The 21,284-nt window shown below is 43.5% G+C and carries 22 protein-coding genes, 1 tRNA gene and 1 pseudogene; 12 read left to right on the top strand and 12 right to left on the bottom strand.

All coding sequences use genetic code 11. The features are described 5' to 3' along the window. Positions 1 to 62: 62 nt before the first annotated feature. Both D4N35_RS14305 and kapB read right to left on the bottom strand, forming a co-directional pair. Positions 63 to 1,271, bottom strand: a complete 1,209-nt coding sequence (locus D4N35_RS14305) for an MFS transporter (RefSeq protein ID WP_120074856.1) — start codon at positions 1,269 to 1,271, stop codon at positions 63 to 65. Positions 1,272 to 1,401: 130 nt separating this feature from the next. After that, positions 1,402 to 1,812: a kinase-associated lipoprotein KapB gene (gene kapB / locus D4N35_RS14300; RefSeq protein ID WP_120074854.1), complete on the bottom strand. Its 411-nt coding sequence runs from the start codon at positions 1,810 to 1,812 to the stop codon at positions 1,402 to 1,404. A 209-nt stretch (positions 1,813 to 2,021) separates the two neighbouring features. Between kapB and D4N35_RS14295 the strand changes: the two genes are divergently transcribed. Continuing rightward, positions 2,022 to 2,627 carry a peptidylprolyl isomerase gene (locus D4N35_RS14295; RefSeq protein ID WP_120074852.1) on the top strand — a complete coding sequence of 202 codons (606 nt, stop codon included), beginning with the start codon at positions 2,022 to 2,024 and terminating at the stop codon, positions 2,625 to 2,627. Between the two features lie 110 nt (positions 2,628 to 2,737). Further along, positions 2,738 to 2,965 carry a hypothetical protein gene (locus tag D4N35_RS14290; protein WP_186306548.1) on the top strand — a complete coding sequence of 76 codons (228 nt, stop codon included), beginning with the start codon at positions 2,738 to 2,740 and terminating at the stop codon, positions 2,963 to 2,965. A gap of 20 nt (positions 2,966 to 2,985) precedes the next feature. On the opposite strand, the gene D4N35_RS14285 is transcribed toward D4N35_RS14290, so the two are convergent. Next, entirely contained in the window at positions 2,986 to 3,396 is a 411-nt protein-coding gene (locus D4N35_RS14285; protein WP_120074850.1) for a hypothetical protein, read from the bottom strand. A 165-nt stretch (positions 3,397 to 3,561) separates the two neighbouring features. Here D4N35_RS14285 and D4N35_RS14280 point away from each other — a divergent pair, with 165 nt between their 5' ends. After that, positions 3,562 to 4,092: a superoxide dismutase family protein gene (locus tag D4N35_RS14280; RefSeq protein WP_120074848.1), complete on the top strand. Its 531-nt coding sequence runs from the start codon at positions 3,562 to 3,564 to the stop codon at positions 4,090 to 4,092. A 21-nt stretch (positions 4,093 to 4,113) separates the two neighbouring features. After that, positions 4,114 to 4,356 (top strand): hypothetical protein, encoded by a 243-nt coding sequence (locus D4N35_RS14275; RefSeq protein WP_120074846.1) that lies wholly within the window; start codon positions 4,114 to 4,116, stop codon positions 4,354 to 4,356. 70 nt (positions 4,357 to 4,426) lie between these two features. Here the strand turns inward: D4N35_RS14275 and D4N35_RS14270 are convergent, their stop codons facing one another. Together D4N35_RS14270 and D4N35_RS14265 are read right to left on the bottom strand one after the other, a co-directional pair. Beyond that, positions 4,427 to 5,590 carry a MalY/PatB family protein gene (locus D4N35_RS14270; protein ID WP_120074898.1) on the bottom strand — a complete coding sequence of 388 codons (1,164 nt, stop codon included), beginning with the start codon at positions 5,588 to 5,590 and terminating at the stop codon, positions 4,427 to 4,429. 77 nt (positions 5,591 to 5,667) lie between these two features. Further along, positions 5,668 to 6,477, bottom strand: coding sequence for an alpha/beta fold hydrolase (locus D4N35_RS14265; RefSeq protein WP_235870397.1), 810 nt, complete (start codon positions 6,475 to 6,477; stop codon positions 5,668 to 5,670). 280 nt (positions 6,478 to 6,757) lie between these two features. Between D4N35_RS14265 and yugI the strand changes: the two genes are divergently transcribed. The 4 genes from yugI (at position 6,758) to D4N35_RS14245 (ending at position 10,473) form a co-directional block, all read left to right on the top strand. Then, positions 6,758 to 7,153: a S1 domain-containing post-transcriptional regulator GSP13 gene (yugI, locus tag D4N35_RS14260; RefSeq protein ID WP_120074842.1), complete on the top strand. Its 396-nt coding sequence runs from the start codon at positions 6,758 to 6,760 to the stop codon at positions 7,151 to 7,153. A 334-nt stretch (positions 7,154 to 7,487) separates the two neighbouring features. Next, on the top strand, positions 7,488 to 8,678 hold the full coding sequence (locus tag D4N35_RS14255) for an ornithine--oxo-acid transaminase (RefSeq protein WP_430722751.1): 1,191 nt from the start codon (positions 7,488 to 7,490) through the stop codon (positions 8,676 to 8,678). Between the two features lie 47 nt (positions 8,679 to 8,725). After that, the gene (locus D4N35_RS14250; RefSeq protein WP_120074840.1) at positions 8,726 to 9,970 is read left to right on the top strand and encodes a Glu/Leu/Phe/Val family dehydrogenase; all 1,245 of its coding nucleotides are present in this window, start codon (positions 8,726 to 8,728) and stop codon (positions 9,968 to 9,970) included. 98 nt (positions 9,971 to 10,068) lie between these two features. Continuing rightward, complete coding sequence (locus tag D4N35_RS14245; protein ID WP_120074838.1) at positions 10,069 to 10,473, top strand: YugN-like family protein; 405 nt, start codon at positions 10,069 to 10,071, stop codon at positions 10,471 to 10,473. Positions 10,474 to 10,513: 40 nt separating this feature from the next. On the opposite strand, the gene D4N35_RS14240 is transcribed toward D4N35_RS14245, so the two are convergent. The 4 genes and pseudogenes from D4N35_RS14240 to D4N35_RS14225 form a co-directional block, all read right to left on the bottom strand. After that, positions 10,514 to 11,224, bottom strand: coding sequence for a hypothetical protein (locus D4N35_RS14240; protein WP_120074836.1), 711 nt, complete (start codon positions 11,222 to 11,224; stop codon positions 10,514 to 10,516). Positions 11,225 to 11,361: 137 nt separating this feature from the next. After that, positions 11,362 to 12,624, bottom strand: coding sequence for a hypothetical protein (locus D4N35_RS14235; protein ID WP_120074834.1), 1,263 nt, complete (start codon positions 12,622 to 12,624; stop codon positions 11,362 to 11,364). 242 nt (positions 12,625 to 12,866) lie between these two features. After that, complete coding sequence (locus tag D4N35_RS14230) at positions 12,867 to 13,298, bottom strand: hypothetical protein (RefSeq protein WP_120074832.1); 432 nt, start codon at positions 13,296 to 13,298, stop codon at positions 12,867 to 12,869. A gap of 146 nt (positions 13,299 to 13,444) precedes the next feature. Then, positions 13,445 to 13,955 (bottom strand): annotated as a pseudogene (locus D4N35_RS14225) (DUF3231 family protein). 144 nt (positions 13,956 to 14,099) lie between these two features. Here D4N35_RS14225 and D4N35_RS14220 point away from each other — a divergent pair. The 4 genes from D4N35_RS14220 (at position 14,100) to D4N35_RS14205 (ending at position 19,241) form a co-directional block, all read left to right on the top strand. After that, on the top strand, positions 14,100 to 14,807 hold the full coding sequence (locus D4N35_RS14220; protein ID WP_120074830.1) for a TerC family protein: 708 nt from the start codon (positions 14,100 to 14,102) through the stop codon (positions 14,805 to 14,807). A 316-nt stretch (positions 14,808 to 15,123) separates the two neighbouring features. Next, a complete protein-coding gene (gene dcuS, locus D4N35_RS14215; protein WP_120074828.1) occupies positions 15,124 to 16,725 on the top strand; it encodes a DcuS/MalK family sensor histidine kinase in 1,602 nt (533 codons plus the stop codon). Continuing rightward, positions 16,722 to 17,438: a response regulator gene (locus D4N35_RS14210; RefSeq protein ID WP_280524795.1), complete on the top strand. Its 717-nt coding sequence runs from the start codon at positions 16,722 to 16,724 to the stop codon at positions 17,436 to 17,438. Before dcuS ends, D4N35_RS14210 begins: the two co-directional genes overlap by 4 nt. 141 nt (positions 17,439 to 17,579) lie before the next feature. Next, positions 17,580 to 19,241: an SLC13 family permease gene (locus D4N35_RS14205; RefSeq protein WP_120074824.1), complete on the top strand. Its 1,662-nt coding sequence runs from the start codon at positions 17,580 to 17,582 to the stop codon at positions 19,239 to 19,241. Positions 19,242 to 19,288: 47 nt separating this feature from the next. On the opposite strand, the gene D4N35_RS14200 is transcribed toward D4N35_RS14205, so the two are convergent. The 3 genes from D4N35_RS14200 to D4N35_RS14190 form a co-directional block, all read right to left on the bottom strand. After that, on the bottom strand, positions 19,289 to 19,648 hold the full coding sequence (locus D4N35_RS14200) for a carboxymuconolactone decarboxylase family protein (RefSeq protein WP_120074822.1): 360 nt from the start codon (positions 19,646 to 19,648) through the stop codon (positions 19,289 to 19,291). 117 nt (positions 19,649 to 19,765) lie between these two features. Next, positions 19,766 to 19,838, bottom strand: a tRNA-Ala gene (locus tag D4N35_RS14195). A 59-nt stretch (positions 19,839 to 19,897) separates the two neighbouring features. Next, complete coding sequence (locus tag D4N35_RS14190) at positions 19,898 to 20,590, bottom strand: MgtC/SapB family protein (protein ID WP_120074820.1); 693 nt, start codon at positions 20,588 to 20,590, stop codon at positions 19,898 to 19,900. Positions 20,591 to 21,284 lie beyond the last annotated feature (694 nt).

The raw sequence follows: 21,284 nt of genomic DNA, 5'->3' as shown, positions 1-21,284 counted from the left end.
TTTTTTAAACCGTAAAAAAATAATCCCGCCCATATGGGCGGGAAATCTATTTGCCTCTAACTTTAATATATTTCTCTGATTTTTGCCTGGCTTTGTTTCATGCTCCACCATAACAGCCCAAAGGCCAGCAGAAATAAAAATCCGGTTACGTAAAAAACAGAGGAAATGCCCATATAACCTGAGAAGATACCGCCGATTAGCGGGCCAACGACATTGCCCAAGAAGCGGAAGCTTTGATTATAACCAAGGACTTCTCCCTGGAGCTCAAAAGGGGCTTCGATTCTGATGTAGGCCGTGATGCACGGCAGCATGCCGCCGACTGCCATTCCAAAAAGGAATCTCAAAATGACCAGCTGCCAAAGATCTGTGACAAGAGCCTGCGGAACGATCAGCACAGCGGCCAATACGAGCAGAATCATCAACACCCTGTCATAGCCGATGTCGTCGCCAAGTTTTCCCCATTTCCTCGTTAGAAGCAGGTTGCCGAATCCTGTTGCCGAAAAGGCAAGCCCGGATAAAAAGGCCACGCTGTCCGCTTTCGTCAGCTCACTTACATAAAGGGAGAGCAGCGGCTGGATGCTGAACAATCCCGCCTGGACAATGAATGCAATCGCCATGACGCTGACAAGCATCCTTCGCTGTAAAATGAGCTGGATGACAGCTGTTCGGGAAGGCCGCTCTTTCGCTTCGTTCCGGCCTGCATGTGATTTTTCAACAATTCCAAAGATGACTACACCGGTTGCCAGAACAATCGACAAGGAAGTGATGATAAATGTATATTGGAAACCGAAAGTATCCGCCATGACACCTCCGATGAGAGGACCGAAAAGGGTTCCGGACACAGTCCCCATCTGTAAAGTGCCAAGAGTTTCACCCGCTTCTTTCTTCGGCGTCTGTTTGGCAATGAGTGCAACGGAAGTCGGAATGAAACCTGTGACGATTCCCATAAACAGCCTCAATAAAAAAAGTCCATGAACGTGATGCATGAACCCCATGAAGAAAATGCTTGACGCAATCCCAAGACCGTTGATGATCAAAATCGGCTTGAACCCATATTTATCTCCAATTCGTCCCCAAATGGGAGACATAAAAAAAGCTGTGACAAATGTAACCCCGAAAATGAAACCTGACCAGCGCTGGACATATTCGGCGCTGAAGTCTCCAAATGTACTGATATACAATGAAAGAAACGGCAATACCATCGTCATGCTGGCTGCAATAATAAAATTGCAGATCCACATGATCCATAAATTGCGTTTTTCGATACTGATAATAACACCTTCTCATTGTTATTTGTTTCGTGTATCTAAATATATTATACTCCAATTGTTAAAATATTCAACTTGGATGGCTCTTGATATGGACTATCCGAAAGCATGAAAAAAAGCCGAATCTAACGATTCAGCTTTTTGCAATGTTTGGCCACTGGATGCCGTACATCAATTCATATTCGGGAATCAAAACTTTTAAGGCTTCCAGACTGCGTTTGCTGAATGGGGCGTCGGGCTTTGCGGCCAGTTCATCATGAAGGTTTTGCACCGCGTCCTTCAAACTGTCTTCGTACTTGGGAATATCACCTTTATATGGGCGAACCATGTTGGCAGGAACCTGGATTTGTTCCCTGAATGCATGTGCCTTTCGTTCATGGAAAAAGGGAACTTCCACTTCCCGCGGATGATGAAGGTTTCCTTGCATCGGATGTTTTAAAACAGCCAGCACACGTACAACACAGACATCCTGCCCGGCCTCGGTAATTTCCCCTACGTATGATCCTGTTTTTCTAAAAGCCCTGACAATTTGGCCATTTTCCATATAATGATCACCTCTATGCTATTATTATGGCGGACATATGGTTAAAATGGAAGAATGATGATTTTTCGGCTTGCATGCTGTAAAGTAATCCTTGGAGGACTGCAAGGTGAAAAAAGTGGAATCTTTTAATCGTTTGTTGGATAATCTTATTTCTGGCGGCTGGATGCGGCCAAAAAGAAAAATCCGAAAAAATAGAAGGAGATGTACATATGTCAGAACAAGTAAAATATCCTCAATTGACTTCAGAAGTTGCGGAAAATGAGAAAGTCGTCCAAATGAATACGAATCTTGGATCCATCAAAATAAAATTATTCCCCGAACAAGCGCCCAAAACAGTGGAGAACTTTGTGAAGCACAGTAAAGACGGATATTATAACGGAATTATTTTTCACCGTGTCATCAAGGATTTCATGATTCAGGGCGGCGATCCTACAGGAACGGGAAGAGGCGGCGAAAGCATTTACGGACAGCCCTTTGAAGACGAGTTTTCCATGGATCTTTTTAATCTCCGCGGAGCTCTTTCGATGGCAAATGCGGGACCTGGTACAAACGGAAGCCAATTTTTCATTGTTCAAAACAGCCATATGGACCCCGGAATGAAGGGACAAATGGAAAGCGCAGGTTTCCCGGAAGAAATCGTCGATGCCTATATGGAACATGGCGGCACACCGCATCTTGATCATCGCCATACTGTTTTCGGACAGGTTATTGAAGGTATGGATGTCGTAGATAAAATTGCCAATGTGGAAACGGGCATGGCAGATAAACCTGTGGATGATGTGGTAATTGAAAGTATCGATATGATTAAAGAATAGTAAGAGAAGCCGCCCCATAAGGCGGCTTTCACATATTTGCCACCTATCCTCTATTGGAACTTAAGCGCACGTATGGTTATAATGAAAATATATGCTCTTAAGAGGAAGGGATGTTCAACGTGCTGTCCATTTTACAGTCATTTGTATTATACATGCCGTTTTTATATTTTCCGGAAGATAAAACGGAATATATTCCGGCAGCCATTTCAATGGCTATCTTTGGCGCTGCCTGCGTTTTGACTTTCATATTGATCAAAAAAGTATCAAAGAAGCAGGAACTGAAAACGAAAGAAATCGAAGAACGCATCAATCGCGAAAGAAACAGCAAACACGTATAGGCACCTGATTGGGTGCTTTTTTATTTGAAGTTTTTGCCTCTGTCAGCCAATACATCCTGGATGATTTCCAAATGAAAGGCGGTCCACGCCTTTTCTTTAAAGTGTTTCAGCACACTCAAGGTTAAAGCAATGAGATAAAGAAAGGCAAAAACTGCCCAAAGCATGCTGCCGTCCTTAAACAGGAACTTTTGAAGTTTGCTTGAAAATAAAAATAACAGCCAAGGAATAGCGGTCACAAAGATTGGAATAATGCCTACGCCTTTTTGCTCTTTGATCATACGGAAGCGTGCCAACTGAAGTGTACGGCTGTCAAGGGATTCGTAAAAGCTTCTAACTTCTTCCGTTTCTTTGAGCTCTTTTATCGAGTTGATATCTTGTTGTTTTCGTAACTGCAAATATATTTTATGGCCATCACCACGAAAAGAAAACATCTTCTCCTCCTTTACATATAAAAGGATCTTAAATTTAGTATGAACTGAAGGAGAACTGCGCAAACTCTTCCCCGCAAGAGTTTTTCGGAAAGGGCTTCCTTGGGGAATAAACAATTTTCGCCTTGGTTAAAATGGGGAAGAAACGAAGCCGGGAGGGGATAGGACTTGAGAAACGTTATTGTTATTTTCATTCTCATTTTTATAATGGCGGGCTGTACGAGCGAGCCGCCAAGGAAATTTGACGTGGACATGAAAAATACGGATGGCGATTCCCTTGGGAAAATCACTTTTGAAGAGCAGGCGAAGGGGATCAAGCTTAAAGGAGAATTGAAGGGGCTTCCCCCAGGTGAACTCGCTATGCATATCCATGAAAAGGGAAAATGTAAGCCGCCGGACTTTTCATCCGCCGGCGACCATTTCAATCCGGTTAAAAAAGAACACGGCCTGATGAATCAAAAGGGCCCCCATGCCGGGGATCTGCCTAATCTCACTGTGGACGAGGACGGAAAAGCCAAAGTGGATGTTACAGCGAAAGATGTCACATTCAAGGAAAAGAAAACTTCTCTTTACACGAAAGACGGGACTTCTCTTGTCATCCATGAGCAAGCTGATGACGGAACGTCACAACCTTCGGGAGACTCAGGGAACAGGATTGCCTGCGGTGAAATTACGAAAAACAGAAAGCCGGCAAAATAAAGAAAAGGATGCTCCGTTGACTTGACAAGCATGAGGCATCACCAATCGGTTGGAAAGATGCCCGAACCATGGTTCATCCTGGAAAAACGGTCACCAATCGATAGGAAAGGTTCCCGAAACCTGGTCCATCAAGAAGAAATGGTCACCAATCAAATGGAAAGATGCCCGACCATGGTTCATCCAGAAAAAATGGTCATCAATCGGTTGGAAAAATGCCCGAGTCATGGATCATCAAGAAGAAACGGTCACCAATCGAATCAATAGATTCCCAAATGTTGGTCCATTTCTGCTCCCCGGCGTATTGGCTCTGTTTTGTCATACTTCCTTTCCGAACTTATTCACCCAGCGCCGTCCGGAGCCTTTTCACGCCTTCTATCACTGTTTCTTTCGGACAGGCAACATTCATGCGGACGAACCCTTCCCCTCCGGGGCCGTAGGCATGGCCGAAATTCAAGGCCAGCTCCCCTTTTTCCAGGATGCGCTTTTTCAGTTCAGCATCTGAAAGTCCGAGCTTCCTGCAGTCGATCCAAATCAAATAGGTGCCTTCCGGATCAATCACTTCCAAATCCGGAAGATGGGAGCCAATCTCTGCTTTCACATAATCAATGTTGGAACGGATATATTTCAAAGCTTCATCGAGCCATGTGCCCCCATGTCTGTATGCTGCTTCCATTGCTATCGCTCCGAATGTATTCAACATGGAGAAGCCGTCGCTAGCCTGTACAGCGGCCATTTTTGTCCGCAGCTTTTTATTGGGCACTACCATAAAAGATGCCTGAACGCCTGCCAGGTTGAAAGTCTTTGTCGGCGCCATGAATGTCAGGGTGATGTCGGCAAATGACTCGTCCAATGAAGCGATCGGAACATGCTTATGGGGTGCTGGTACGAGATCAGCGTGGATTTCATCGGAAGCGATCAAAACATTATATTTTCTGCAAAGCTCCGCCATTTTTGTCAACTCTTCTTTTTCCCAAACCCTTCCGGCAGGATTGTGCGGGCTGCTCAATAAGAAAATTTTCACTCCGCTTTCGAGCTTCTTTTCGAAATCGTCGAAATCCACTTCATAGCGGCCATTTTTTAAAACAAGCGGTGAATTGGCCACCTCCCTGGAATTTCTTTCGATCATTTGGAAAAAAGGCGTATATACAGGCGACTGTACCAGTATTTTGTCGCCGGGATCTGTAAATGCCTGAATCGCTGTATGTACAGATGGAATTACGCCAGGGCTGTATAAGAGCCACTCTTGTTTGATATTCCAGCCGTGTCGTGTACTTGTCCAATCGCAGATCGCCCTATTTAAACTGTCGGTTATGATCGTATAGCCGAATATTCCGTGATCCACTCTTTCTCTTAAAGCGTCAATGACTTCTTTCGGAGGGCGGAAATCCATATCTGCCACCCACATGGGGAGAAGATCTTCCCTGCCGAATCCACTTTTCATACCGTCCCATTTTAGGGATCGTGTATTTTTTCGATCGATGTTTTCATCAAAGTTAATCAACTGTCAAACACCTCTCCTGTTCATTTTAGCCCTCATTATATGCTATTTATTAGAAGGGTGTCAGCTATCAGGTCTTAACTATAGAAAGATGCGATTTCCTCATAAACTTCCTTCGGCCTTTCTTCAGGCACGAGGTGCCCTGTTTCCTTAAAAATAACAAGCCGGGCGTGCGGCAAATCTTGGGCAAGTCTTTTTCCGATGCTGAGAGGAACAATTTTGTCATGATCTCCCCAAATTAAAAGACAGGGCGTTTGGATCTCCTTCAAAGCTTCCACAGACAAATCGCCTTCCCGGTGCCTGAGCAATCTCGCCAGTGCAGGAAAAATCCTCGGATCTTCAAACTGCTCTGCATAACCTTCAATCATAGGTCCATCAATTAAAGACTGGTCATGGACAACGCTTTTCAGATTGCCGACTACACCCGTTTTTGCCAAATAATGTTTGATGAAGACGGGGAAAAAGGGCAGATAGGAAGCAAGTATGTGGTGCCTTTTTGCACGTGCATAATAGCCGGAGCTTGAAAGAAGGATGCCCTTGTCTATTTTTTCAGGTGACTGGAGCATCATGTTAAGGGCAATCTGTCCTCCCATGGAATGTCCTGCGACCGAAAAACGCTCGATATTAGCTTCCTCCAGCAGCCGTAAAACTGTTACGGCCATATTTTTATATGAGTAATGAAATTTTTTTGTTTTGTCACTGAAGCCAAAAGGAGGCAGATCTACCGATAGGATATGAAAATCTTTTGCCAAATAGGGGACTAACATACGGAAGCTGAAGGAAGATGATAAAAAGCCATGCAGAAGAACAATGGTATGTGCGCGGGAATTCCCGCCTTCTTCATAATACAGACGTATGCCGTTGACCCATGCTTTTTTTCCTTGCAACAATTATCCCTCCTGGCTTGACCCCGAAAAAGAAAAAATTCGTGGCTCAAAAAAGCCACGACCATTCATAAAAAGGGGGAATATTGGAATGTCCTACAATATAAGTATTGCCGCTATACAGCTATTTTAAACACATAATATCATGTTTTTTCAAAGTTTAGCATGTCCGATTTTGGGGAAGCAGATGGTATAGGTCCATTTTTGCTTTTTTTTTCGTTTTATGTTAGTATTTTCTATTGCGTTCATAGGAGAAAATTAAATATATATTGGGAGTGTTTTCATGACTGCAAAATATAAACAAGGCGACGTGCTGACCGGAAAGGTGACAGGCATCCAACCTTACGGTGCGTTCGTAGCGCTTGACGAGGAAACCCAGGGCCTTGTCCATATTTCAGAGATTAAACATGGGTTTGTCAAAGACATCAACGAAGTGCTTTCTGTCGGAGATGAAGTGAAAGTGAAAGTGCTTCAGGTTAATGAAGAGGAAGGGAAAATCAGCCTTTCCATCAGAGTTTTGCAAGAGGAACCTCCTGCAGAGGCAGCAGGGAAGCCGCGGGCGCGCAGGCAGGGCAGTGTAAAGCTTGACGAAGTGGACCGTGAAGGATTTAATACATTAAAAGACAAGCTTCAAGAATGGATTAAAAAATCTGAACGGGATGATTTGATTAAAAAATAATATTCTCCAAGCGAAGCTGAGTTCCGAAATGGAATTCGGCTTTTTTTGGTGCTTTTAGGCCATATGCAATGCAGCCCCGCTTTTATTAAAATACATTTTGAAATTTTGAAAATTGGTGATCAATATGACTTGAAAAATACTGTGACATTCTTCATCCTTATATATGCAAGAGTTCAAACTTTAAACCGCGTTTATATCTTTGTCTATTAGGTACCCTAATGAAATAATGATAAGGGAAACAGGGTGATTCCCTACAGGCATGAACAGTTTACGGATTTTTCAAAAGAGGGAGACAAAAAAGCGCTATTCTTATATATTCAGGAGGTTGAGTCCATTGTCGAAAACAGATCAAATCATTGAGCAGACTGAAAAATACGGAGCACGAAACTATCATCCTCTGCCGATTGTCATTTCCGAAGCGGAGGGCGTTTGGGTCCGTGATCCGGAGGGAAATCGCTATATGGATATGCTAAGTGCGTATTCGGCAGTCAACCAAGGGCATCGCCACCCCAAAATCATCCAGGCATTGAAGGATCAGGCAGACAAGATCACTTTGACATCAAGGGCTTTTCATAACGATCAGTTGGGACCATGGTATGAAAAAATCACAGGGCTGACCAATAAGGAAATGGCTCTGCCTATGAACACGGGTGCGGAAGCGGTGGAAACAGCCTTTAAAGCAGCACGCCGCTGGGCCTATGATGTCAAAGGGATACCTGACAACCAAGCGGAAATCATCGCTTGTGAAGGTAATTTCCATGGAAGGACGATGACAGCCGTCTCGCTTTCTTCGGAAGAAGAATACCAACGGGGGTTTGGGCCTCTTCTGCCTGGGATCAAGCTGGTCCCATATGGAGATTTGGAAGCTTTGAAGAAAGCCATTACGCCGAATACCGCAGCATTTTTAATCGAGCCAATCCAGGGTGAGGCAGGGGTAGTGATCCCGCCGAAAGGATTTTTAAAAGCCGCCTACGACGTCTGTAAAGAAAATAATGTCTTGTTTATAGCGGATGAAATACAGGCCGGCCTCGGCAGATCGGGAAAAATGTTTGCCTGTGACTGGGAAGGCGTTGAACCCGACATGTATATTTTGGGAAAGGCGCTTGGAGGAGGGGTATTTCCGATCTCGTGCGTATGTGCCGACGAAAATATACTGGGTGTTTTTAATCCCGGCTCACATGGATCGACGTTTGGTGGCAATCCACTGGCGTGTGCGGTGTCGGTTGCCGCACTCGAAGTGATTGAAAATGAAAGCCTTTCTGACCATTCACTTGAACTTGGTGACTATTTTGTGTCAAAATTAAAAGAGATTGATAATCCAATAATTAAAGAAATAAGAGGGAGAGGATTGTTTATCGGAGTGGAGTTGCATGAGGGGGCCAGAAAATATTGCGAGTTGCTGAAAGACGAAGGTCTTTTATGCAAGGAAACCCACGAGAATGTCATTAGATTCGCACCCCCGCTCGTCATAACCCGGGAAGAAGTCGATTGGGCGCTCGAACGTATTAAAAAAGTTCTATCCTAGTGCTATAATGATAGTTGATTACAAAAACAAAGAGGCGAGAAAAAACGATGGCAGAAAATCTGAACTTATTTACATCAACACAAGAGGTTATAAAAGAAAGCCTTCACAAGCTTGGATTTGGCGAGGAAATGTATGAACTGCTGAAAGAGCCGATTCGTATGCTTACTGTCAGAATACCAGTGAAAATGGATGACGGGTCAGTCAAAGTTTTTACCGGTTTCCGCGCGCAGCACAATGATGCAGTCGGCCCCACAAAAGGTGGAGTCCGCTATCATCCCGAAGTGACAGAGGAAGAAGTAAAGGCAATGTCCCTATGGATGACCATCAAATGCGGAATAGTGAATCTCCCATATGGCGGCGGAAAAGGCGGTATCATTTGTGACCCGCGCACAATGTCAATGGGTGAAATTGAACGCCTCAGCCGTGAATATGTTCGGGCAATCAGCCAGATTGTCGGTCCTACAAAAGACATTCCGGCACCGGATGTATACACAAACTCCCAGATCATGGCTTGGATGATGGATGAGTACAGCCGTCTCCGTGAAAATGATTCTCCCGGCTTTATTACAGGCAAGCCGATTGTTCTTGGCGGATCTCAAGGCAGGGAAAAAGCAACTGCCCAAGGTGTAACCATTTGTATTGAAGAAGCTGCAAAGAAACGCGGCATTGATCTAAAAGATGCAAGAATCGTCATTCAAGGCTTCGGTAATGCGGGAAGCTTCCTCTCTAAGTTCCTTTACGATGCCGGAGCAAAAATTGTCGGAATCTCCGATGCTTACGGTGCGTTGCACGATCCTGACGGATTGGATATCGATTACCTGCTTGACCGAAGAGACAGCTTCGGTACAGTGACGACTTTGTTTGAAAATACGATTTCGAATAAGGAATTGTTCGAACTTGATTGTGATATCATCGTTCCGGCAGCAGTAGCCAACCAAATTACCGGGGAAAATGCCCCGAATATCAAGGCATCCATCGTTGTCGAGGCTGCCAATGGCCCGACGACAGAGGAAGCAACAAAAATTTTAACCGAGCGCGGCATTCTCCTTGTTCCGGATGTCCTTGCAAGCGCCGGCGGGGTTACAGTTTCCTATTTCGAATGGGTTCAGAACAACCAGGGCTATTACTGGACGGAAGAGGAAGTTAATGAGAGACTAAGGGAAAAACTGGTTGAATCGTTTAATAATGTCTATAACCTTGCCCAAAGCCGAAGAGTCAATATGCGCCTGGCCGCATATATGCTCGGACTGCGCAACGTCGCTGAAGCGTCCCGCTTCAGGGGATGGGTATAAGTAGAAGTAACTGCCGATACTTTTGTATCGGCAGTTTTTAGTATATCCCCTTCCTTCTGAGGAACAATAATATTGAATATACCCTGGGAGTGAAAACAATGATTCGAATTGAATCCTCTATTGAAGGCAGGCGCTTTAATTTACATAAGCTTGAGCAGCTGTTGAAACCGCGCGGCTATACAATCGGTGGAAATTGGGATTATGACAAAGGCTTTTTCGATTATAAAATGGCAAACGATGAAGGCTATCAATTTTTACGCATTCCTTTTACGGCTGTGGACGGGCAGTTGGATAAAAGAGGAGCAGTTGTTGAATTGGGCAAGCCGTTCGTACTGAACCACGTATATCAAGGAGGGTTTGACGATGGACCCAATTCAGGAAATATGACGGCTTCCTTCAATCAATTTGCGGAACCGGAAGATCCGGACGGTTCACTAGACGATAAGTACATTTCCAAAGGCCGGGATCTCGTAAAAAACCTTGAAGCCTTACTTCAAGGTTAAAAATTCAAAAAAGCGGACCTAAACGTCCGCTTGCAAGTGGTTATTCTGTTTCTGTTGGTCCTGAAGCCGCAGCTGGAGGGGGTGTTGGACCTGGTGCAGCACCTGTCAATGGGAATTGAATCGTACGGGGAGCACCAGCTTCGCATCGATGATGATTCACATCGCATAAGTTTGATAAATCTTTTTGATTCAGTTTACCTACCACAGGTCTAGTTACTGTAATAGTCGTGCGCAGGATTACCTTGAATAAAGCGGAAGCTACTCCTACTGTACCTGCTACAACTGCCAATGGAATCGGCTGAATAATAATACTTTCAACTTCCAGCGGCGCTTCTGTTAAAGTGTCTTCCGGGCAGGCGCCTGGGCATGGAGTATGCTGTTGGAACGGCAGGCTTACTGAAACGGGCGTTGCAATTCCGGCTACAGTAATAGTCGCTGGTACATATCCGGTGTTTACTACTTCGTCTCTTAAAATCGTACTGTTTTGAACAATACCGGCAAGGTTCGGTGTCAAAGTAATAAGAGGAAGAGTTCCTCCGGGTGGAAGTGTGATTCCCAATGCTGTCAAAGGGATAATTGCTTCGGCTACTTTTTGGACTTGCTTTGAGCAAACGACCTTATTTACGAGAACTTCGTGATCAGGCTGGCGCGGTCTTCTGTTGCATCTGCAAGGTGATTCGGTTGATCCGCATCTGTCGCATGGTGCAAATTCAAAGTCATCATCTCTGCACCAAAAATCATCAAACCTCATATATTTTCCATCCTTTCTTTTGATTTTAGAGTCAGCCAAAATTCATAGACTAACGACCTGCTTTTAATCTATTGTTGGCTGATTACGTTATATTGTATTGATACTATAATGGAAATGGTTGGACAATTACCATGGTTTTAAAAAAAGGCTCTTGTCCTTTCATAGGGAATTGTCCATTTCAGGTTTTCTATATCGGATTCTGTCGTCAATGTTGCATTTTCTGCGCCTATCAAAGGAAATTGTACCCTGCGGGGTTCTACTTCAGGATGGTGCGGGCAAACACCTTTTAAACACGATGAGCTTTTCTGGTTTAGTTTACCTATCATTGGTCTGGTAACAGTAATCTTCGTACGCAGGATGACTTTAAACATTATGGATAGTTCTACTACTCCGTCGGGAGCACCTATTGGAATTGGCTGAATGATAATAGCTTCAATTTCTGCCGGTGCCGCTGTCAAAATATCCACGGGGCAGGCACCTGGACAAGGTGTGAGCTGTTGAAAGGGCAGATCAAGTGTTACGGTAGTTAATATACCTACAGTAACAGATACTGGCACATATCCGGCGGTTACTACTGCGTCCTTTAAAATCGTACTGTTCAGTACAATTCCCTCAAGGTCCGGTGTTAATGTAATTGGTAAAGGCAACAATTCAGGGGAGGTGAAGACAATTAAAGAGCTTTCGGCTGTGATGCGAACTGGTCTTGAACATACGATTTTATTTACAAGAACATCATCCGCCACATCAGGTGCTGTACATTGTGGACCAAAGGGTGTAAATGGTACCATGTGCGGTATTTTTTCTGTACGTTGGTGGGCAACGTCGTTCAAATAGGAGAAACTTTTTTGATCCGGTTTACCTATCGTCGGCCTAGTCACGGTAATCCTCGTACGCAAGATGACTATAAATAATGCAGACCTTTCGAAAACGACGGACGGAACCGGCTGGATGATAATGCCTACGACTTCCAGCGACGCCACTGACAAAATGTCTTCAGGGCAGGCACCAGGGCATGGAATGTGCTGTTGAAATGGCAGGTTGGCTGTAACAGTGGTTGGCAGTCCTTCGACAGTGATTGTTGCCGGCACATACCCGGTCGTTATGACTTCATCCTTTAAAATGATGCTGTTTTGAACAATACCGGAAAGATCCGGTGTCACGGTAATGGGAGGAATGGTTGTTGCCCCAGGTGGAAGGGTGATTCCCAATGAAGATAAAGAAATGATGGTTTCGGCAACGATATGCACTTGCTTGGAGCAAACGATTTTATTTACAAGGACGTTACTATTCATGTTATGTTCAAGGTTATGGAGCACTTTTTGGGATGCGTATGTTCTTTCAAATATCGCATCATTTCCGCATAACTTATCTTTTTTGCCCGAAAGTTCATCAGACCTCATATATCATCTTTCCTTTCTTACAATTGTTTTGAAATAATGAGTGTTGTTTATGAGAGGTTATTGAAATGATAAAGGAATAATTGGGGAATAGCCTTGTTTTTGAAAAAGACTTTTGTCTTTCTCAAAGGAGACCAGGAATAGGGAGTTTAAAGATTTTCAAAACTAACATTTTATAAAGAAAATCGAAGGGATATAACCTTGTTTAAAAAAAAAGGCTTTGGTCCCTTCGGAAGTCGCTTATTCTATTCATATTTATTATATCGGATACTCGTAATATTACGGCAATCCGTCGAAACAATTCTTTTACTGGCAGGATCCAGGAACGAAACACGAAACTCTTCGGGATCGATTGATTTAAAATATAAGGGGACATTTTTAACTTTACGAGTAGATATTTCTACGGGTGTATTCTCGGAAAAGTCTTGAAGGAGCGCGCATGCGCAGCAGTAACAATCATGCGGCCGCCTTTCGCCTGTGTGTGCCTCGTTTTCCGATGACTCATCATCCTCATAATAGCCATCATGAGATTCAACCTCGTGTTCAGGGCAGTAAAAGCTTTCTTTGACCTCACTTAAAAAACATAAATCACACCAAGGGTGGTATCCTTCGGAAAAGTTCGTGGAGCAACTGCATGGTTCATCAAGCATTTCTTTCAACTGCTCTTCATGCAACAATTTTATCCCTCCTAAGTATAATTGGCCTTTAGTTTATAGATATGACAAATGGGGAGAGTTGATTGGCCAAACTAACTATTTTAAACAAACATTTTCTCACTAAAATATAAAAAGACAAGGGCGTGTGGCCTTGCCTAATAGGATAATCAATCCTTCTCTGGTACCGCTAAATGTAATGGAGGAGGGATCAGCCACCCTTTTTCCTTATTCAGTCTTAAAGCTTTTAAACCCAACTGTGCTTTTTTACATGCATCTGGCCAAACATCATGGCGATGTCTTCCCGGATGGCCATCCCCATCGCCTGGCTGCAAGCAGCCAAACCTGCAGCTGTATCAAGTGACAGTTTTGCCCCGATTTCCTGATCGTAGAATTTAGCGCCCGCGGGAATGTCTTCCAGATCAGCTTTTGACCGCTCCGCAGGTGAAGGAGGAAGATAGACGCCACTTTCTTTTAAGTAAACCTCTAATTCTCTGCTGTCGCTCTCGGATAATTCAATGGTTTCTTTCAACAATTCTTGTAAGTCTCCGTCCCCGCATGATTGAAAAGTGTTTGATACTCCGCTGCCATTGTTTTGCAGCCGGAGTATGCAATCCAAATCGCAAAAACCTCCCCATAATGCATCGGTTCATTCTTGGGATTTCCGCTTAAGATACCCATGTCAATTCCTCGCTTTCCAAATGTTATGCTACAGATGATAGTTTATGGATAGGAAGAAAAGGATATACGACCATTAATGTTAGATTTAAGTCCAAGCTGAAACCTATGCTATAATTAAGTATCTTATGGAAAGAAGGAAGCTATATGGGGATAGCTGCAATCACTATTTCGTCGACAGCGATCATCGCACTGTTGAAGATTATCGCGATTGATATCATTCTTTCAGGCGACAATGCTGTTGTCATTGCGATGGCGACAAGAAACTTGCCCAGGGAGATACGCAACAAGGCGATTGTTTGGGGAACCGCAGGGGCTGTAAGTCTAAGAATCATATTTGCGGTTATCATTGTCTGGCTGTTGAAGGTTCCTTTTGTTGATCTTGTCGGTGGGACTCTACTTCTCTGGATTGCTTTCAAAGTGCTTGTCGGCGGAGAAGATGCGACGTCTGTTTCTGCACATAACAGCTTTATAAAAGCAGTTGGAACAATCATTCTTGCAGATGTGGTCATGAGCCTGGATAATGTGGTGGCAGTTGCGGGAGCGGCGAACGGACACATTTTAATGGTTGCCCTTGGTGTGGCCATCAGTATCCCGGTTATGATATACGGATCGGTTTTTATCGTAAAAGCAATGGAAAGGTTTGGTTGGATTGCCTATATCGGATCGGGAATTCTGGCTTGGACGGCCGGAGAAATGATCTTGAGGGACGAATACATCCAAGGTGTAACCGATATATCCAATCAGTTGGAGGCTTATACCGTTACCGGCGGAATCACCGCATTCATTCTGCTGGCTGGATATCTGGTGAACAAAAGAGGACAAGCCAAAAGAAAAGTCAGGCATTCTACCTAATGGATGCCTGCTTTTGGGTTCAACAATTGAAAACGGTCACTAAACGGGCATGAAGGTGCCCGTTTTTAGGTTCGCCAACGAAAAGTGGTCACTAATCAGATGAGACATAATTTTTTATAGGTAAAATATTTTCCTTCTTTATATATGGATATTCCTGCCGCACCATACTAAGCATCATTGTTGAATTTCAAATTAATTATGTGAAAAATGAACTTATCGTGCGAAAACACCCATTATTTGAGCTAACTCCCTTTTGCAGCTGGTTAACTGCATAACGGTTGTGCTTTTTAATTTTACTGAAAAAGCGGGGAAAATCATGAACTTCGGCAAAAAATATATCTCACTTCAAACCGTTATTATCATTTTTGTTGTCACCGTCGTCATCGCTGCGCTCACTGCAACAGGCATTCTTCTGGCAAGTGCCACCGCTGACAATATTGAAAAGCATCAGGCGGAAAAGGCGATGGGAATTGCGCAGACAGTCAGTGCAGTTCCATTAATAAAGAAATCGCTGGAAGAAAACGGAGATCCCAAAGAAATGCAGGCTTTCACAAGGAAAATAAGGCAGGATACGAACATGCTTTTTATCGTGGTCATGGATATGGAAGGAAAGAGGAAGACCCATCCGAATTCCGAATTGATCGGCAAGCCGTTCGTTGGTGGTGATGAAATTCATGCCTTGAAAGGAAAGCGGTATACATCCATTGCTGAAGGGACACTCGGTCCATCCCTCCGTGCTTTCCACCCTGTTTATAATGATGAAGGGAAGCAAATCGGAGCTGTTTCGGTGGGGATTTCCCTTAAAAACGTAAAGGAAGCTGTAAATAAAAGCCGGAATATCATTTATGCCGGAATGGGTGTCGGAATTTTGCTCGGTGTTATTGGTGCTGTTTTTTTGGCAAGAAGGATCAATCGCATTTTATTTGGGCTTGAACCTTACAAAATTGCCAATTTGCTTGAAGAAAGAAACGCCATGCTTGAATCGGTCCGGGAAGGAATCATTGCTGTCAATCCAGAGCACACCATTGTTGTGGCCAATGCGGAGGCATTAAGGATTTTTCAAAAAGCGGGCCTCCCGCCTGATCCGGTAGGGAAAAAGGTTGATGAGTATTTGCCGGTCAGCCGGTTAATAAGAATTTTACAATCCGCCAAGCCCGAGTACGATCAGGAAAGCGATATTAACGGACTGCCCATACTCGTTAACAGGGTGCCGGTAAAAGTAAACGGACAGATTGTAGGTGCCATCTCCACATTTCGGGATAAATCCGAGATGAAGGCACTGGCGGAGCAGCTCACCGGGGTGCGCACGTATGCAGATGCACTGCGCGCCCAAACCCATGAATTCATGAATATCCTGCATGTAATTACCGGAATGGTGCACATCAAGGAATATGACGGGCTGGAAAAATATTTGCGGAAACAAACCAGGCTTTACCAATCAGAAACCGGATCGGTGTCCAATATTGTAAAGGACCCGGTCATCGCGGGCTTTTTACTGAGCAAAAGAAGCTACGCCCGCGAAAATCTGGTGAAGCTTACCTTTTCATCTAATATTCCCTTGCCGGTTTCCGCCGATCCAAATACGACCCACCATATGATTACAATTTTGGGCAATTTAATAGAGAACGCATTTGATGCCGTAAAGGAAAATACTGAAAAGCATGTTTCCGTCACTATTGATTATGATGGTTTGGCTTGCACAATGACGGTAAAAGATAATGGGAAGGGAATTCATCAAGAAATAAGGGACAATATTTTTCAAAAAGCGAAGTCCACCAAAGGCCCCTATAATGGATTCGGCTTATCTAATGTACGGCAAAGTGTCCGGGCGCTGGGCGGGACCATTACTTTTGAAACTGAAGAAAAAGCAGGAACTTCATTTACAGTGAAATTCCCATATAGAGAAAAGGATGAATGAACTTGATCAAGGTATTAATTGTGGAAGACGACCCAATGGTCGCTGAAATCAATAAACGGTATTTGGAAGCTGTCCCCGGATTTACATGCGCCGGCGTTGCTGCGAATGTAGACGATGCGTTGAAAATGCTGGAAGGCATCAAAGCCGACCTTCTATTGCTGGATATTTATCTGCCCGGTGAACTGGGATTGGAACTCCTGTCCCGAATAAGGGAGAAAAGAAAAGAGATAGATGTTATCATCATTTCTGCTGCCAGCGATATTGAAACGATTCAGTCGGCCCTCCATCTCGGAGTCTTTGATTATTTAATCAAGCCGTTTGAATTTGAGCGATTTCAGGATTCGCTAAGAAAATATGAGAAAAATAAACAATTGTTGCATGAGCGGAAACAACGGCTGCTGCAGGATGAAATTGACCAGTTATTCAAACGGGAAGGGAACCCTCACGGTTCGGCTGACATTCCAAAAGGGTTGACAAAGGAGACTTTGGAAAAGGTAACCAAAAAGATCATGGAAAAGAAGGATCGTTCTTTCTCTACGGAAGAACTCGCCATGGAAGTGGGAATATCAAGGGTTTCCATGAGCAAATATTTAAGCTTTTTGTCTGAGATTCAATTTTTGGATAAAAGGGTAGACTATGGAACAAAGGGGCGTCCTGCTAAGAAGTATTGCCTGAGCAAAGAACATGTGGAGGTGGTCAATCAGTATATTTGATCACCGCTCGCTTTGCTTTCTTTACTTACAAAACTTTTAAATTAATTTAACAGGCTTCATTAATAGGGGGACGGCATGCTATATTATCCTGGATTTAATGAAAACGCTTTTCTATTAATTTAAAAGGAGGAGACGGTGACGATGGAAAGATCACATGTGCTTTCTGCATGGGAAGCTCTGTGGAAATCGCATCAGCGAACGAAAGATTTGTTGATGTTTGCAATGCCCGGGAAAAAAGCTGCAGATAAATATAAAAATAAATCAGAACAAAATGATAGGGCCGATCAACAGAAAAGGGACGGAAAAGGCCCTAGTTCTTATAAAACTTCTCAAAAAGTCGGATTGATATTAGGACCTTTATTATTCATATTGACACAATTGTTTTTTGTACCTGAAGGACTGAGCACGGAGGGAAAATCAGTTCTTGCTGTCACATTGTGGGTAGCGACATGGTGGGTGACCGAAGCCATTCCGATCCCGGCGGCTTCATTGCTTCCGATTATTTTGCTGCCAATGACCGGCGCTATGGCTGGCTCTGATGTAACCGCTTCATACGGTGACCCGATTGTCTTTCTGTTTTTGGGCGGCTTTTTCATTGCCATTGCCATGGAGAAATGGAATTTGCATAAACGGATAGCGCTGACAATCATTTCCCTTATAGGAACAAAGGTCCAAAGAATCGTTTTGGGATTCATGGTGGCAACCGGATTTTTATCGATGTGGGTTTCCAATACCGCGGCGGTTATGATGATGATTCCGATTGGGACTGCCATTGTTTATCAGGCATCTGTGGCCATGAAAGGGAGCAGCCAGGCAAATGCTGAAGATAACCGCAACTTCGAAAAAGCGATCATTTTGGCGATCGGCTACTCTGGAACAATCGGAGGGCTCGGTACGCTGATCGGAACACCGCCGAATATTATTTTGGCAGCAACGGTCAATAAGCTTTTCGGTGTCCAAATATCATTTGCAGGCTGGATGGCTTTCGCAACCCCAGTTGTGATCATCATGATCATTGCAACTTGGATTTATATTACAAAGTTTGCTTTTCCCGTCAAATTGAAAGAATTGCCGGGTGGGAAACAACTGATTGAAAAAGAAAAAACAGCATTGGGAAAAATCAGCTTTGAAGAGACAATGGTTTTGCTCGTATTTTTATTTGCGGCATTCATGTGGATCACAAGGACATTCCTTTGGGAGAATGTCATCGGCATCACTACGCTTTCTGATACATTGATTGCTATCCTTGCCGCTGTCATATTGTTTTTGATCCCTGCCAAAAAAGGAAAAGGGCGCTTGCTTGAGTGGGACAGTGCAAAAGATATCCCATGGGGAATATTGTTGCTGTTTGGAGGGGGCTTATCTATTGCCGGCGGCTTTATCGATACAGGTCTCGCCGAGTGGATGGGAACCCAGCTGACAGTCCTTCAAGGAGTCCACTTCATCTTGATCATCCTGCTTTCGACGGCCTTGGTGCTTGGTTTGACGGAATTCACTTCCAATACGGCAACAGCTACAATGATTTTGCCTGTTTTGGCTTCGCTGGCTCTCGCAATCAATGTTCATCCGTTTGCGCTTATGGTCCCAGCAGCTATGGCAGCCAACTGCGCATTCATGCTTCCTGTTGGTACCCCGCCGAATGCGATTATGTTTGCGACCGGAAAATTAAAGATCATCGAAATGATCAGGGCCGGATTTTGGGTCAATGTATTTACATTGATTTTAATTGTGGCATTTGTATTCTTAATACTTCCCGTACTGTGGGGAGTGGATTTAACCGTATATCCTGCGGCATTTAAATAAACGCTTACGAAAACAAGCTGTCCTTTTGCAGGGACAGCTTGTTGTGCTTAATGTGTTGTTCCTTTTAATTCTTCTATTGACTGTTGCACGAGCGTTACAGACTGGCTCATCGCAGCGCCGCCCCCGAAGGCGGCGGTCACGCCGATCGTTTCCAATATCTCTTCTTCAGTGCAGCCTTGATCAAGGCATCCCTTCGTATGGTAAATGATACAATATTCGTTCTGGGCATAGATGCTGATTCCAAGTGCAATCATTTGCTTTTCTTTTTGAGACAGCGTCCCTTCCTCAAAGCATGCCTGCGTGAATTGGTTATAGGCTTCGGCTATTTTAGGCATTTTCTTGGTGAAGACACCGATGCCATTTTTGTATTCCTTTAGTGCAGCTTCTGTAAAATTTTGCTCTTCCATGACTCAATCTCCTTTCGGAGGATAGTATGAGTTTTTAAAATGAAGTTCATACGAAATATTGTATTTGATGACATCAAAAACCCCTGCATCTTCAGAAGATGCAGGGGTTATATTAGATGGAGCATAGCGGGATCGAACCGCTGACCTCTTGCATGCCATGCAAGCGCTCTCCCGGCTGAGCTAATGCCCCGTTAAAATTGAACACATACTCTATTATATAAACTTTTATTAAAAGTGCAAGAGAAATTTTTAGCTGATTATCTCAATTTCGTGAACATCATCCATATGGGAGATCGTATAATAGATATTTGTAACTGATCTCTTTGCGTTGACTCGTGTTTTCAACTCCAATAAATGAGCGGATTGTTCCCTCAAGTCTTTTATGCGCATGTGGGTGATATGGATTTTCTCTTTTTTTAAATTTAAAAGAACATGTTCAACACTTTCCCTTTTATTCACTGTAATCTTAATGAGGAGATCTCTTTTCAAAAGTTTTCTCGGACCTATCTTTGTCAAAGCATAAGGGATCAATTCCACACTGATAATGAGCAGCACAACACCAGCAAAGGCTTCGATATAAAAGCCGGCTCCCACTGCTATCCCGATTCCAGCGGCTCCCCAGATCATGGCGGCGGTCGTCAGTCCTGAAATATGGTCATTCCCTCGTCTCAATATGACGCCGGCACCCAGAAAACCGATGCCTGAAACAATTTGTGCGGCGAGACGGAGTGGATCCATTTGAATTCTGACCTCATCGCTGCCTGGAAAAAGATAGGCCGATTCAATAGAGACAATCGTTAAAAGACAGCTTATGATCGAGATGACAAGACTGGTTTTCAAACCTAGTGGCTTTCTTTTTAATTCTCTTTCGAGCCCGATCACTAATCCAAGAGCCGCAGATATACACAGTTTTATCAGCAATTCCATATCAATCATTTCCATTATCATCTCTCCTGTCTTCTATTGATTTGGAAATGAAAATTAATCCTTGGCTTACTTTATTATACTATATAATCAAGGAACCCCTATATAAAGGAAAGATGTACATGGAAACACTGAAAACCAACTTGGAGAAAAAGTCTTCTTTCTGCAAATAGCAGGCGGTTTGATTATCATTTTGGGTGTCTTCTCTATTTATTAGTGAGGACAAAAACTGATCTCTTACATGAATACATACGTAAAGCCGGAAAAAACAAACGCCATACAGGACATGAAAATGAAAGTCCCTGCTTCAACTTTATCATCTGAGTTGCTGATCCGAATCGCTTCAATATACGAATAGGAAAAAAGATAAAGAGCCATTATGAAAGAAATAGTGAGAGCAATACCAGTTAAAATAATAATCACCTTCCAAAATGTATAGATGTTTGCTATTATATTTATGTGCTGATTGTACAGAAGATGAAAAGATAAAATTATTTTATAAAAAGGTATTGCGTCTTCTAAAATGCTATGATATATTATTACCTGTCCGATAGAGAAGTTAAACATCTTGAAAATTAATTTTAAAAAAGACGTTGACGGATTGTCGGTCCGATGGTAATATATAAAAGTCGCCTCAAACGAGATTAAAAATAACTAAAAAAGTTATTGACAATCCGAGGTGAGTGCGGTATAATAGAAAAGTCGCCCAAGA

Origin of the sequence: Siminovitchia fortis (genome assembly GCF_003605365.2) — a bacterium.
GTDB classification, from domain to species: domain Bacteria; phylum Bacillota; class Bacilli; order Bacillales; family Bacillaceae_C; genus Siminovitchia; species Siminovitchia fortis.
This window is presented reverse-complemented; position numbering and strand designations above follow the sequence as displayed.

Bases quoted from the DNA above. Each gene is read 5' to 3' on its own strand.
- kapB (WP_120074854.1), bottom strand. From the start codon at position 1,812: ATGGAAAATGGCCAAATTGTCAGGGCTTTTAGAAAAACAGGATCATAC.
- D4N35_RS14295 (WP_120074852.1), top strand. From the start codon at position 2,022: ATGTCAGAACAAGTAAAATATCCTCAATTGACTTCAGAAGTTGCGGAA.
- D4N35_RS14290 (WP_186306548.1), top strand. From the start codon at position 2,738: ATGTTCAACGTGCTGTCCATTTTACAGTCATTTGTATTATACATGCCG.
- D4N35_RS14285 (WP_120074850.1), bottom strand. From the start codon at position 3,396: ATGTTTTCTTTTCGTGGTGATGGCCATAAAATATATTTGCAGTTACGA.
- yugI (WP_120074842.1), top strand. From the start codon at position 6,758: ATGACTGCAAAATATAAACAAGGCGACGTGCTGACCGGAAAGGTGACA.
- D4N35_RS14250 (WP_120074840.1), top strand. From the start codon at position 8,726: ATGGCAGAAAATCTGAACTTATTTACATCAACACAAGAGGTTATAAAA.
- D4N35_RS14245 (WP_120074838.1), top strand. From the start codon at position 10,069: ATGATTCGAATTGAATCCTCTATTGAAGGCAGGCGCTTTAATTTACAT.
- D4N35_RS14240 (WP_120074836.1), bottom strand. From the start codon at position 11,224: ATGAGGTTTGATGATTTTTGGTGCAGAGATGATGACTTTGAATTTGCA.
- D4N35_RS14235 (WP_120074834.1), bottom strand. From the start codon at position 12,624: ATGAGGTCTGATGAACTTTCGGGCAAAAAAGATAAGTTATGCGGAAAT.
- D4N35_RS14220 (WP_120074830.1), top strand. From the start codon at position 14,100: ATGGGGATAGCTGCAATCACTATTTCGTCGACAGCGATCATCGCACTG.
- dcuS (WP_120074828.1), top strand. From the start codon at position 15,124: ATGAACTTCGGCAAAAAATATATCTCACTTCAAACCGTTATTATCATT.
- D4N35_RS14210 (WP_280524795.1), top strand. From the start codon at position 16,722: ATGAACTTGATCAAGGTATTAATTGTGGAAGACGACCCAATGGTCGCT.
- D4N35_RS14205 (WP_120074824.1), top strand. From the start codon at position 17,580: ATGGAAAGATCACATGTGCTTTCTGCATGGGAAGCTCTGTGGAAATCG.
- D4N35_RS14200 (WP_120074822.1), bottom strand. From the start codon at position 19,648: ATGGAAGAGCAAAATTTTACAGAAGCTGCACTAAAGGAATACAAAAAT.
- D4N35_RS14190 (WP_120074820.1), bottom strand. From the start codon at position 20,590: ATGGAAATGATTGATATGGAATTGCTGATAAAACTGTGTATATCTGCG.